12 protein-coding genes are annotated in these 12,519 nt (G+C 63.4%); 8 read left to right on the forward strand and 4 right to left on the reverse strand.

From position 1 onward, the window contains the following. The first annotated feature begins 47 nt into the window (after positions 1 to 47). From phnX to ACNQP3_RS16810, 3 genes are all read left to right on the forward strand, one after another. Complete coding sequence (phnX, locus tag ACNQP3_RS16800) at positions 48 to 875, forward strand: phosphonoacetaldehyde hydrolase (RefSeq protein ID WP_179028185.1); 828 nt, start codon at positions 48 to 50, stop codon at positions 873 to 875. Positions 876 to 1,080: 205 nt separating this feature from the next. Beyond that, positions 1,081 to 2,454 carry an 8-oxoguanine deaminase gene (locus ACNQP3_RS16805; protein WP_012272883.1) on the forward strand — a complete coding sequence of 458 codons (1,374 nt, stop codon included), beginning with the start codon at positions 1,081 to 1,083 and terminating at the stop codon, positions 2,452 to 2,454. Positions 2,455 to 2,576: 122 nt separating this feature from the next. Next, a complete protein-coding gene (locus ACNQP3_RS16810) occupies positions 2,577 to 4,082 on the forward strand; it encodes a nucleobase:cation symporter-2 family protein (RefSeq protein ID WP_060493867.1) in 1,506 nt (501 codons plus the stop codon). Between the two features lie 62 nt (positions 4,083 to 4,144). Here the strand turns inward: ACNQP3_RS16810 and ACNQP3_RS16815 are convergent, their stop codons facing one another. Next, positions 4,145 to 4,876, reverse strand: coding sequence for an SDR family oxidoreductase (locus ACNQP3_RS16815; RefSeq protein ID WP_012272885.1), 732 nt, complete (start codon positions 4,874 to 4,876; stop codon positions 4,145 to 4,147). 122 nt (positions 4,877 to 4,998) lie between these two features. Here ACNQP3_RS16815 and ACNQP3_RS16820 point away from each other — a divergent pair, with 122 nt between their 5' ends. After that, positions 4,999 to 5,772, forward strand: a complete 774-nt coding sequence (locus ACNQP3_RS16820; protein ID WP_060493868.1) for a LysR family transcriptional regulator — start codon at positions 4,999 to 5,001, stop codon at positions 5,770 to 5,772. A gap of 17 nt (positions 5,773 to 5,789) precedes the next feature. Here ACNQP3_RS16820 and ACNQP3_RS16825 read toward each other — a convergent pair whose 3' ends face one another. After that, positions 5,790 to 6,281 (reverse strand): GNAT family N-acetyltransferase, encoded by a 492-nt coding sequence (locus tag ACNQP3_RS16825; protein WP_060493869.1) that lies wholly within the window; start codon positions 6,279 to 6,281, stop codon positions 5,790 to 5,792. A 262-nt stretch (positions 6,282 to 6,543) separates the two neighbouring features. Here ACNQP3_RS16825 and ACNQP3_RS16830 point away from each other — a divergent pair, with 262 nt between their 5' ends. The 4 genes from ACNQP3_RS16830 to ACNQP3_RS16845 all read left to right on the forward strand — a co-directional run bounded on the left by ACNQP3_RS16830 (position 6,544) and on the right by ACNQP3_RS16845 (position 10,043). Beyond that, positions 6,544 to 7,614: an ABC transporter substrate-binding protein gene (locus ACNQP3_RS16830; protein WP_012272888.1), complete on the forward strand. Its 1,071-nt coding sequence runs from the start codon at positions 6,544 to 6,546 to the stop codon at positions 7,612 to 7,614. Further along, positions 7,595 to 8,590 (forward strand): ABC transporter permease, encoded by a 996-nt coding sequence (locus tag ACNQP3_RS16835; protein WP_012272889.1) that lies wholly within the window; start codon positions 7,595 to 7,597, stop codon positions 8,588 to 8,590. The genes ACNQP3_RS16830 and ACNQP3_RS16835 overlap by 20 nt, the downstream gene beginning before the upstream one ends. Further along, on the forward strand, positions 8,584 to 9,375 hold the full coding sequence (locus ACNQP3_RS16840) for an ABC transporter ATP-binding protein (protein ID WP_060514686.1): 792 nt from the start codon (positions 8,584 to 8,586) through the stop codon (positions 9,373 to 9,375). Before ACNQP3_RS16835 ends, ACNQP3_RS16840 begins: the two co-directional genes overlap by 7 nt. Positions 9,376 to 9,449: 74 nt before the next feature. Further along, positions 9,450 to 10,043, forward strand: coding sequence for a biliverdin-producing heme oxygenase (locus ACNQP3_RS16845; RefSeq protein WP_264316249.1), 594 nt, complete (start codon positions 9,450 to 9,452; stop codon positions 10,041 to 10,043). A gap of 31 nt (positions 10,044 to 10,074) precedes the next feature. Here the strand turns inward: ACNQP3_RS16845 and cydB are convergent, their stop codons facing one another. Together cydB and ACNQP3_RS16855 are read right to left on the reverse strand one after the other, a co-directional pair. Beyond that, complete coding sequence (gene cydB, locus ACNQP3_RS16850; protein WP_012272892.1) at positions 10,075 to 11,082, reverse strand: cytochrome d ubiquinol oxidase subunit II; 1,008 nt, start codon at positions 11,080 to 11,082, stop codon at positions 10,075 to 10,077. A 14-nt stretch (positions 11,083 to 11,096) separates the two neighbouring features. After that, positions 11,097 to 12,518, reverse strand: coding sequence for a cytochrome ubiquinol oxidase subunit I (locus tag ACNQP3_RS16855; RefSeq protein WP_012272893.1), 1,422 nt, complete (start codon positions 12,516 to 12,518; stop codon positions 11,097 to 11,099). Position 12,519 lies beyond the last annotated feature (1 nt).

A 12,519-nucleotide genomic window follows, 5' to 3' on the forward strand; every position in this document is an offset into this window, starting at 1 on the left:
CGGGCGGGCCGCGCGCACCCTGAGTTCTTACCCACTGGAGTTTTGCCATGCATTATCAGCAACCCAAGCAACTGCAAGCCGCCATTCTCGACTGGGCCGGCACCGTGGTGGATTTCGGCTCGTTCGCCCCCACCCAGATCTTTGTCGAGGCCTTTGCCGAGTTCGGCGTGCAGGTCAGCCTGGAAGAAGCCCGCGGGCCCATGGGGATGGGCAAGTGGGACCACATTCGCACCCTGTGCAATGTGCCGGCCATCGCTGCGCGTTACCACGCCGCCTTCGGCCACACGCCAAGCGACGACGATGTAACAGCCATCTACGAGCGCTTCATGCCCTTGCAGATCGAGAAGATCGCCGACCATTCGGCGCTGATCCCCGGAGCGCTGGAGGCCATCGCCCAGATGCGCCAACAGGGGCTGAAAATTGGCTCGTGCTCGGGTTACCCGGCGGTGGTGATGGAAAAGGTAGTGGCCCTGGCCTTGCGCAATGGCTACAGCGCCGACCACGTGGTGGCAACCGACGAGGTACCCAATGGCCGCCCCTACCCCGCGCAGGCACTGGCCAACGTGGTCGCCCTGGGGGTGAGCGACGTGGCAGCTTGCGTCAAGGTCGACGACACCTGGCCGGGCATTCTCGAAGGGCGCAGCGCCGGGATGTGGACCGTGGCCCTGACCTGCTCAGGCAACGCGCTTGGGCTCACCCATGAGCAGTACAAGGCCCTGCCCGAAGCGGAACTGGAACAGCAACGCCAGCGCATCGGCAGCCTGTTCGAAGGGTCGCGACCGCATTACCTGATCGACACCATCGCCGAGCTACCCGGGGTAATCGCCGATATCAACGCCCGCCTGGCGCGCGGGGAAATGCCCCAGAGCAGTTGAGACCTAAGCTGCGCGGTCAACCCCGCACCCACAAGGATTGCGCCGGCCTTCAGGGTTGTGCAACGCCCTTGTGGGCGCGGGCTTGCCCGCGAAGAGGCCAGCACAGGCCCAGCAAAGCTGTATACAATCAGCAAAAAGCTTGATTACAATGCCCTGCGCCTATGACATCGGTAATCGCCGATGCGTATTGCGGCAGGCTTACGCCATGTCACCTACAACCCCTGCAAAAACGTTACTCGTCAAAAACGCCGCTCTGTTGGTCACCATGGACGGCCAACGCCGCGAGATCAAGAACGGCGGCCTGTTCATCGAAGACAACCTGATCAAACAGGTCGGCACCAGCGATACCCTGCCACAACAAGCCGACGTCGTCCTCGACATGGCCGGCAAAGTGGTCATCCCTGGCCTGGTCAACACCCACCACCACATGTACCAGAGCCTCACCCGCGTGGTACCGGCGGCCCAGGACGGCGAACTGTTCAACTGGCTGACCAACCTGTACCCGATCTGGGCACGCCTGACCCCCGAAATGATCGCGGTGTCGACCCAGACCGCCATGGCCGAACTGATCCTCTCCGGCTGCACCACCTCCAGCGACCACCTGTACATCTACCCCAACGGTTGCAAGCTCGATGACAGCATCCACGCTGCCGCCGAGATCGGCATGCGCTTCCACGCCGCACGCGGCAGCATGAGCGTGGGCCAGAGCCAGGGCGGCTTGCCACCCGACTCGGTGGTGGAAAAGGAAGCCGACATCCTCAAGGAGTCGCAACGCCTGATCGAGGACTACCACGACGCCAGCCACGGCTCGATGCGCCGCATCGTGGTCGCGCCGTGCTCGCCGTTCTCGGTCAGCCGTGACTTGATGCGTGAAGCTGCCGTGCTGGCGCGCCAGTACGGGGTGTCGCTGCACACCCACCTGGCCGAAAACGTCAACGACATCGCCTACAGCCGCGAAAAGTTCGGCATGACCCCTGCCGAATACGCCGAAGACCTCGGCTGGGTCGGCCACGATGTCTGGCATGCCCACTGTGTACAGCTCGACCAGCATGGCATCGAGCTGTTCGCCCGCACCGGCACCGGCGTTGCCCACTGCCCATGCTCGAACATGCGCCTGGCCTCGGGTATCGCCCCGGTGCGCAAGATGCGCGACCACGGCGTACCGGTGGGCCTGGGGGTCGATGGCTCGGCGTCCAACGACGGCGCCAGCATGATCGGTGAAGTGCGCCAGGCCTTGCTGCTCCAGCGGGTGGGCTTCGGCCCCGACGCCATGACCGCACGCGAAGCCCTGGAAATCGCCACCCTCGGCGGCGCCAAGGTGCTCAACCGCAATGACATCGGCGCCCTGGCCCCCGGCATGGTCGCCGACTTCGTCGCGTTCGACCTGGGCCACGTGGCCTATGCCGGCGGCCACCACGACCCGCTGGCAGCGCTGGTGTTCTGCACGCCAACCCAAGTGCACACCAGCGTGATCAACGGCCGTGTGGTGGTGAAGGATGGCCAGCTGGCCACCGTCGACCTGCCACGCGTGCTGGAGCGCCACAACCAGCTGGCACACCAGTTGGTCAGCGGCGCGTGATGCACCCGGGCTGCTGCGCCCCAAGCCGGGCGCAGCAGCCCATTCCTGCCTGTTCTTTTCTCAACGAATGCGACTGAGACCGTGCTGTTAGACGCATAAAATAACAAAGCGAGCTACTCACCATGACTTCTCCCGCTTCACCTCGTCCAGAAGACGAGAACCTCGGCGTGGGCGCCAACCTGGCTTACGGCCTGCAGCATGTACTGACCATGTATGGCGGCATGATCGCCGTGCCGCTGATCATCGGCCAAGCCGCCGGCCTCAGCGCTGGCGACGTTGGCCTGCTGATCGCCGCGTCGCTGTTCGCCGGCGGCCTGGCAACGCTGCTGCAGACCTTGGGCATTCCCTTCTTCGGCTGCCGCCTGCCACTGGTCCAAGGGGTGTCCTTCGCCAGCGTCGCCACCATGGTCGCGATCATCGGCAATGACGGTATCGGGGGCATGCAGGTGGTGTTCGGCGCAGTGATCGTTTCATCGCTGGTCGGCCTGCTGATCACCCCGCTGTTCTCACGCATCATCAAGTACTTTCCGCCATTGGTGACCGGCATCGTCATCACCACCATCGGCCTGACCTTGATGCCGGTGACCGCGCGCTGGGCCATGGGCGGCAACAGCCAGGCCGCCGACTTCGGCAGCCCGGCTAACATTGGCCTGGCCGCGTTCACCCTGGCCTCGGTACTGCTGCTGAGCAAGCTGGGCAGTGCCAGCCTGTCGCGCCTGTCGATCCTGCTGGCGATCGTGATCGGCACGCTGGCGGCGATGGCCACCGGCATGGCTGATTTCTCCCAGGCACTGCAAGGGCCGTGGATGGCCATGCCCGAGGTGCTGCACTTCGGTGCGCCGCAGTTCCAGGTGGCGGCGATTCTGTCCATGCTTATCGTCATCGTGGTGACCATGGTCGAGACCTCGGCCGACATCCTGGCGGTGGGTGAAATCATCGGCACCCCGGTCGATTCCAAGCGACTGGGCAATGGCCTGCGCGCCGACATGATTTCCAGCGCCCTGGCGCCGCTGTTCGGCTCGTTCACGCAAAGTGCCTTCGCGCAGAACGTCGGCCTGGTGGCCGTGACCGGGGTGAAGAGCCGCTACGTGGTGGCCAGCGCCGGGCTGATCCTGGTGACCCTGGGGCTGCTGCCGGTGATGGGCCGGCTGGTCGCCGCGGTGCCTACAGCGGTGCTCGGTGGCGCCGGGCTGGTGCTGTTCGGCACGGTCGCGGCCAGCGGCATCCGCACCCTGGCCCAGGTGGACTACCGCAACAACATGAACCTGATCATTGTCGCCACCTCGATCGGCTTTGGCATGATCCCGATCGCAGCGCCAGGCTTCTATCACCACTTCCCGGCCTGGTTCGAGACCATCTTCCACTCGGGCATAAGCTCGGCGGCGATCATGGCGATTCTGCTCAACCTGCTGTTCAACCACCTGCGCGCTGGCAACTCCGATCAACAGTCGGTGTTCGTCGCGGCCAGCGAGCGCACCCTGCGCTACCGGGACATCGCCGGGTTGAATGAAGGCGATGTGTTCCGTGATGGCAAGCTGTATGACCGGGACGGCAACGAAGTGCCGATCATGGAGGCTGATGAGGGGCACTTCAAAACGGGTAAGACGTCAGTGGCGCACATGCACTGACACTGCACCTCTATAGGCTGGCGCGGTCTCCTGGAGGAAACCGCGCCAGTCGATCGGGTCGGTTATTGCTGCTGACGGGTAGCGCATACCACAATTTCGCGAATGCACACCGATTGCGGTTGGCCATAGGCAAAGCCGATGGTCTCGGCAATGGTCTGCGCCGTCAGCACCCCGCCCATTTCCTGCTTCCAGTCGTTGTAGCCCGCCTTGATGGCGTCATCGGTCGTGTGGCTGAGCAGTTCGGTGTCGACAGCGCCCGGCTCGATGGTGATCACCCGCACGTTACTCGGTGCCAGTTCTTCGCGCAGGTTTTCCGACAGGCCTGTAACGGCGAACTTGGTACCGACATAGGCGACATGGTTGGGGAAGGCCTTGCGCCCGGCCACGGAGCTGACGTTGATGATGGTGCCGTGCTTGCGCTCGACCATGCCGCCGGCCACGGCATGGATGCCGTTGAGCAGCCCACGCACGTTCACGTCGAGCATGCGGTCCCACTGCTCTGGGTCCTGCGTGGCGATTGCGCCCAGCAGCATTACACCGGCATTGTTGATGATCGCGTCGACCGGGCCAAAGCGTGCCTCGGCCTCGGCAACGGCAGCCAGCACAGCCGCGCGGTCAGTCACATCGACCGGCAGCGCCAGCGTGTTGGGCAACTGCAGTTGTTGCATCGGCGCCAGGCGGCGAGACAGCAGCAACAGTGCATGGCCGCGGCTGGACAGCAGCTTGGCGGTGGCCAGGCCAATGCCGGAGCTGGCACCGGTAATTACCACCAGCGGTTTATGGGTGTTGGTCATGGTCGCCATCCTGTTATCCAATTTGCCTATGGGTAAGAAGTAGAGCGAGTATAGAAGCCAGTTTTTCTGCCGAAAAATGGGAAATTCCTTTCGCAGCCATCGGCATCACTTATGGGTAACCCATGGATTATCGCCAGCTCCGTGCTTTCATCGCCGTGTTCGAAGAGCGCAACATCACCGCCGCCGCACGTTCGATACACCTTAGCCAACCGGCGCTGTCTGGCAGTATCAAGGCACTGGAAGAAGCCTTGGGCACCACGCTGTTCGTGCGCCAGGCCCGTGGCGTGGACGTGACCGAAGATGCCCGCGCGCTGTACCCCGAGGCGCAACGGATGGTCGCCGATGCCAACCGCCTGCTGGGGCGTTTCAAGGGTGATCGTGAACGTTCACCGTTGCAGGTTGGCGTCGAGCAGGATGTAAGCAAAGCGGTGCTGGCCAAGCTTGTGCTGGCGGCGGCGGCCATCCAGCCCCCAGTGCGCCTGCAATTGGTAACCGGCTGCATGGGCGAGGTGCGGCTGGCCAGCGAAGAGCAGCGCTGTGAAGATGAGTTGTTCTTGCCGCTGCACAGCGACCCGTTCGTGCTGGCCCTTGCAACCCAGGCAAGCGCTGCCGAGCACTGGATTACCTGCCCTGCGCAGCCGAGCCATCAGCGCCTGCTGCCGTTCTACAGCGTGAACCCGGTAGCAGAAGCCGATAGCTTTGTGTTGGCCCTGGAATTGGTCGCCGCCGGGCTGGGCGCTGCAATCGTGCCGCAGTCACTGGCCGCCGAGCATCCTGGCGTGCGCTGGCAACCCATGCCCCAACTGGACCTGCGTCGACGCATCGGCCTGTGCTACTCAGCCCAGGCGCTGGCGCTCGATGGCGTCATGCAACTGCGCGATGCCTTGCAGTGTTGAGTTGCCTTTAGTGGCACTCACAGGGACATGATCATCTCATGCCACGCCATACCGCCGTGGTCCGATGGCGACGGCTTCACGTACTGGTAGCCCAGCTTCTGGTACAAGGGCACATGCTGCTCCTTGCACATCAGGTGAATGGTCTGCTTGCCCGCCGCCTGCATGCGTGCGATGAACGCGTCCATCAATAGCTTGGCGTAGCCTTTGCCCTGGTGCGCCGGGTCTACCACCACCGACATGATCACCACGTTCGGCGCTGCCGGGTCATGGCCGACCAGTTCCTTGAACGCTTCGTCGGACATCACCACGTCGTGGGCGCAGCCGCTGTTGATGAAACCCACGATCTCGCCGTCACGTTCCAGCAACAGGAAGCCTTGCGGGTACTGCGCGATACGCGTGCGGATTTTTTCCAGCGTGGCCGCCTCATCCCCCTCATAGGCGCCAATTTCGATGGCGTAGCAGCGCTCGGCATCTGCGGGAATGGGGGTGCGAAACTGGGGGGCGCTCATGGCAGGTTTCCTAGGGCAAGGTGAAGGCAGCCAGCATGATAAATGAGCATCGACCTTGCGCTCCATCGTCGCGAACCGAGCAGGTCGCGACAGCCCAGCGCAATAAATGCATTTTTTGCATATTAAGTTATATCTAAATTGAATTTTATTATTATGCAGAAAGCCTTTACTGTCTAAGCCACTCAGCCGGCCTTGAGCTGCCGGTTTCTCGCACGCTACCCGACCACGTGGTGCCTGCCCCCTGATCGCACATGGAGGCGCCATGCCCATTGCTTCATTCAACCGCCGTCAACTGCTGGCGTTGGCCGGCACCGCCACGGCGGCAACCTTGTTCGGCCGCTTGGCCTTCGCCGACAGCAGCCACGCCGGCCACAGCGAGCACGCCGTACAACCCGTCGGCAGTGGCCTGGACCTGGAGAGCAACCGCTGGGTGCTGCCCGAACCGCGCAAGGTCAGGCTGGCGACCAACCTCAATGCCGTGTGCCTGGCACCGGTGGCCGTAGCCGACAGCCAAGGCATTTTCAAACGCCACAACCTGGATGTGGAATTCGTCAACTTCGGTAACTCCACCGAGGTGCTGCTGGAGTCGATGGCCACCGGCAAGGCCGATGCCGCCACCGGCATGGCACTGCGCTGGCTGAAAGCGCTGGAACAGGGCTTCGATGTCAAACTGACCGCCGGCACCCATGGCGGCTGCCTGCGCCTGTTGACCCTGGACGGCGGCCCGCAGGACTTCGCGGCCTTGAAAGGCACCACCATCGGCGTCACCGACATGGCGGCAGCGGACAAGAACTTCTTCTCGCTGATGCTCAAGCGCCATGGCGTCGACCCGGTGCGCGACGTGACTTGGCGGGTCTACCCCATCGATCTGCTCAGCGTTGCCCTGCAAAAGGGCGAGATCCAGGCTGCCAGCGGTTCGGACCCACTCATGTACCGGGTCAAGCAGCAGCCAGGGTTCCGCGAGCTGGCGACCAATATGGTCGAGGAATACGCCAACATGAGCTGCTGCGTGGTCGGCGTCAGCGGCCAGCTGGCGCGCAATGACACCCCGGTCGCTGCCGCCATCACTCACTCGATTCTGCAGGCCCATGCGTGGGCATCGCGTAACCCCGACGCGGTGGCCGAAGAATTCCTCAAGTTCGCCATCAACACCTCCAAGGAAGAAGTACGCGCCATCCTCACCGAACACACCCACGGTTATTACTCGGTGGGTAACACCTTCGTGAAGGAAATTGCCGTGTACGCCCGTGACCTGAAGAACATCGAGGTACTGCGCCCACGCACCGACCCGCTGGAATTCGCGGAGAGCATCCATGCCAACGTATTCGCTTGAGCAAAGCCGAACCGCCAAAGCACCCGCCATCGCCGTATGGCGTGGCGGCCTGCTTGCGGCACTGGCTTGGGTCGCCTTCGCGCTGTTCACCCAGTTCTACCCGGACGGTGGCAAACCTTGGCCATTCACCCGCGAACTGGCATTGGCGGGCGCAGTGGCCGGCGGGCTGCTGGCGCTGCTCGCACTGTTGCCGGGGGTGTTTACCCGCAGCGTCGCTCGGTTGCGGCCGGCCGCTGCGTGGCTGGTCGCCTTGCCCTTGTTGCTTGGCCTGTGGCTGCTGGTCACAGCCAAGGTGGTATTGCTGCCGGTACCGTTTTTCGCGCCGCCCCAGGCGCTGATCGAAGTGTTCGTCGATGACTGGTCGCGGCTTGGCGAAAGCCTGCTGCATTCGCTGTGGCTGCTGCTCAACGGTGTAGTCATCGGCGGTGCGGCCGGTTTCATCGCCGGCGTGGCGATTGGCTGGTCGCACCGGATCGGCTACTGGGTACACCCGGTGCTGCGCATCCTCGGGCCGGTGCCGTCCACGGCGCTGCTGCCAATCTGCTTTTTCTTCTTCCCTTCCAGCTGGAGCGCCAGCGTGTTCCTGATAGCCCTGGCCACCTGGTTCCCGGTCACGGTGCTGACCTGGTCCGGGGTGGCCAGCGTTGACAAGGCCTATTACGAAGTGGCGCGCACCCTGGGTGCCAGCGGGCGCTTCCTGGTCTGGCGGGTAGCGATCCCCGCTGCCCTGCCCCATGTGTTCGTCGGCCTGTTCATGGGCCTGGGGGCTTCGTTCTCGGTGCTGGTGGTGGCCGAAATGATGGGGGTCAAGGCCGGCCTTGGCTGGTACCTGCAATGGGCGCAGGGCTGGGCTGCCTACGCCAACATGTATGCAGCGCTGCTGGTGATGGCATTGCTGTGCTCGGGGCTGATCACGCTGTTGTTCCTGGTGCGTGACCGGGTGCTGGCCTGGCAAAAGGGAGCAGTGAAATGGTGAGTGGCGTACAAGCGGTGCTGGCCCAGGACACCGGCATGGCGCTGGATATCCGTGGGCTGAGCCACGCCTTTGATTTGGGCAGTGAGCGCCTGCCCGTACTGGACAAGGTCGACCTGCAGTTGGCGCCTGGTGAGAGCGTGGCGCTGCTTGGCCCGTCCGGTTGCGGCAAGTCCACCCTGCTGCGCCTGGTTGCCGGGCTGGAAACAACGCAAAGTGGTAGCTTGCTGGCGGACGGCCAGGCCATTGTTGCCCCACACCACTCGCGCGTGCTGGTGTTCCAGGACCCGACGCTGTACCCATGGCGCAGCGTGTGGGACAACGTCGCCCTCGGCCTGCAAGCCCGTGGCCAGCTGAAGGCCCAGCGCCATCGGGTGGACGAGACCTTGCACAAGGTCGGCCTGCTGCAGTTTCGTGATGCCTACCCGCGCCAGTTGTCGGGCGGTATGGCCCAGCGTGTGGCATTGGCCCGAGCGCTGATCAACGAACCTCGGCTGCTGCTGCTCGATGAGCCACTGGGCAAGCTCGACTCGCTGACCCGCATTGCCATGCAGGGCGAGCTGATCCGCCTGTGGCAGCAGCAAGGCTACAGTTCGTTGCTGGTGACCCATGATGTCGAAGAGGCGCTGTTGCTGTGTGACCGGGTGCTGGTGTTTTCGCCACGGCCAGCGCGGGTGCTGGCCGAGCTGAAGGTCGAGCGGGGTTACCCGCGGCATCGAGATGACCCACGGTTGCTGGAGTTGCGCCAGCATGCGCTGGAATTACTGGGCCAAGGGCGGGATTGGTGAACGAGGTGATACTTGCTGCGTACCAGGGAAGGCAAGCATGATGGAGGCATTGCCCTGTTGCCACGGATACGCCAATGACCGCTGCCCTCTCCCCCTCTACGGAGCCAAGCCGCTGCAAACGCCTCAAGGCCGCCAGCAGCCGGGACCATGACAGTGTCGATCAACTGGTGATGGCGGCGCGGCCTTTTGAAAACCGCGAGCGGTATGGCCGCTTTCTGCAGGTGCAGCACCGCTTTCATGGCAGCCTGCTGGCGCTGTATCAGGATGAACAGCTCAACCAGCGCCTGCCGGGGTTGGTTGAGCTGTCGCGTTTTGCGGCGGTCGAGGGCGACCTACTCGATTTGGGCCTGCCGCTGCCAACGCCCCCTCGACAAATACGTGCCAGCCCGGCCCAGGCCCTGGGCTGGCTGTATTGCAGTGAAGGGTCGAACCTGGGGGCAGCGTTCCTGTTCAAGCACACCCAGCGCCTGGGGCTGGACGGTGACCAGGGCGCCCGCCACCTGGCAGCGCACCCGGATGGCCGGGCGCTGCATTGGCGCGCGTTTGTTGCCAGGCTGGATGCCCTGGTGCTGGGTGAGCAAGAAGAAGCAGAGGTAGTGACAGGGGTGATTGCTGCGTTCGACAGTTATCGGGCACACCTGCGCGAGGTGTTCGCGCAGGATCGCTAGCCGTGTGGGAGGTGAGTTTACCCGCGACGGCTCAATGATAGGCCTCGCCGTCCTTCACCTTACCGCGGAACACATAATACGACCAGGCCGAATACCCCAGGATGAATGGGATGATCAGCAACGCCCCGACCAGGGCAAAGCCCAGGCTCTGCGGTGGCGCCGCCGCCTCCCAGATGGTCAGGCTGGGCGGGAGTACGTAAGGCCAGATGCTGATCACCAACCCGGTGAAACCGAGGAACACCAGCAGCAGCGACCAGACGAAAGGCCCGGCATGGGGTGCGCCACGCAGCGATTTGAGAATCGCCCAGGTGGCCACCAGCACCAGCACCGGTACCGGCAGGAAGAACCAGAAGTTGGGCAGGCTGAACCAACGTTCGAAGATCGCCGGATGCGTCAGCGGGGTCCAGATGCTGACAATCAGCATGGCCGCCACCGTCGCCAGGGTGATCGGTGTACAGGCTCGAATGATGCTTGCCTGTAGCCGGCCTTCGGTCTTCAGTACCAGCCAGGTGGCGCCCAGCAGCGCATAGGCCACCACCACCCCAACCCCGCAGAACACGTTGAACGGCGTAAGCCAGCTCATCAGGCCATTGGTGGCCACCCCGTCGACGATCGAGTGCCCCTCGATGAACGCCCCCAGCATCACCCCCTGGAAGAACGCCGCAGCGTACGACCCGGCCATGAAGGCCCGGTCCCAGAACGGTTTGTGCGCCTCATCGGCCTTGAAGCGAAACTCGAACGACACCCCACGCCAGATCAACCCGGCCAGCAGGCCGAGCGCCGGAATGTACAGCGCGCTGAGCAAAATGGCATACACCTTGGGGAAGGCCGCCATCAACCCTGCACCACCCAGCACCAGCCAGGTTTCGTTGCCGTCCCACACCGGCGCCACGGTGTTGACCATGGTGTCGCGCTGCTCGCGGTCGGTGATGAACGGGAACAGGATGCCGATACCCAGGTCGAAACCGTCCATGATGACGTACATCATCACGCCAAAGCCGATGATCAGGAACCAGATCAGCGGAAGATCAATACCCATGACAGCGTCTCCGGTCAGTCAATGTGGTTGGGTGAATGCGGATACAGCGGCTCGTCCACCGCCGACAACGGGCGGGCCGGCCGCTGGTTGGCGGTCACCGGCTGTTGGTGGTCGTCGTGTACCTCCGGCCCCTTGCGCACCAGGCGCAGCATGTAGACGACACCTGTGCCGAATACCCCGATGTACATCACCACCAGCACCACCAGGCCTACCGACAAGGTCAGCGCCGAATGGTCGGAGACCGCATCCTTGGTGCGCATCAGGCCGTACACCACCCACGGCTGGCGGCCAATTTCGGTGACATACCAGCCGGCCAGCAGGGCCACCAGGCCCGAAGGCCCCATCCACAAGGCAAACCGCGCCAGCCCCCGTGACGTGTATAGCCGCCCGCGCCAGCGCAGCCAGGCGCCATACAGGCCCAGCACAACCATCAGCATGCCCAGGCCGACCATGACCCGGAAGCACCAGAACACAATGGTCGAATTGGGCCGGTCTTCTTTGGCGAAGTCTTTCAAGCCTGGGATCTGCCCGTGCAGGCTGTGGGTCAGGATCAGGCTGGCCAGGTTGGGGATTTCAACCTTGTAGCGGGTGGTTTCAGCCTCCATGTCCGGGATGCCGAACAGGATCAGCGGCACGCCCTGGCCCGGTGTATTGCTCCAGTGCCCCTCCATCGCAGCGACCTTCGCCGGCTGGTACTTGAGCGTGTTCAAGCCGTGCATGTCACCGATCAGCACCTGCAGCGGCGCAGTGAACAGCAGCATCCACAATGCCATCGAGAACATCCGCCGCACCGCCGGGGTACGGTTGCCACGCAACAGGTGCCAGGCCGCCGAGGCGCCGACAAACAGCGCGGTCGACAGCATTGCCGCCGTCACCATGTGCGCCAGGCGGTACGGGAACGATGGGTTGAAGATGATGGCAAACCAGTCCACCGGCACCACCACGCCATTGATCACTTCGTGCCCCTGGGGCGTTTGCATCCAGCTGTTGGACGCCAGGATCCAGGTGGCAGAAATCATCGTGCCCACGGCCACCATGACAGTGGCGAAAAAGTGCAGGCCACGGCCGACCTTGTGCCAGCCGAACAGCATCACCCCCAAGAAACCCGCTTCAAGGAAGAAGGCCGTCAGCACCTCGTAGGTCAGCAAGGGGCCGGTGATGCTGCCGGCGAACTGCGAGTAGAAGCTCCAGTTGGTGCCGAACTGGTAGGCCATGACCAGCCCGGAGACCACGCCCATGGCGAAGTTGACGGCGAAGATCTTCGACCAGAAGTGGTACAGGTCGAGGTAGGCGTTATCTTTTTTCCACAACCACAGGCCTTCCAGTACCGCCAGGAATGCTGCCAGGCCAATGGTGATGGCCGGGAAAATGATGTGGAAGGTAATGGTGAAACCAAACTGTATACGGGCCAGCTCCAAGGCTGTAAGGCTGAACATG

The organism is Pseudomonas sp. LFS074 (assembly GCF_047978165.1).
Taxonomy (GTDB): domain Bacteria; phylum Pseudomonadota; class Gammaproteobacteria; order Pseudomonadales; family Pseudomonadaceae; genus Aquipseudomonas; species Aquipseudomonas putida_P.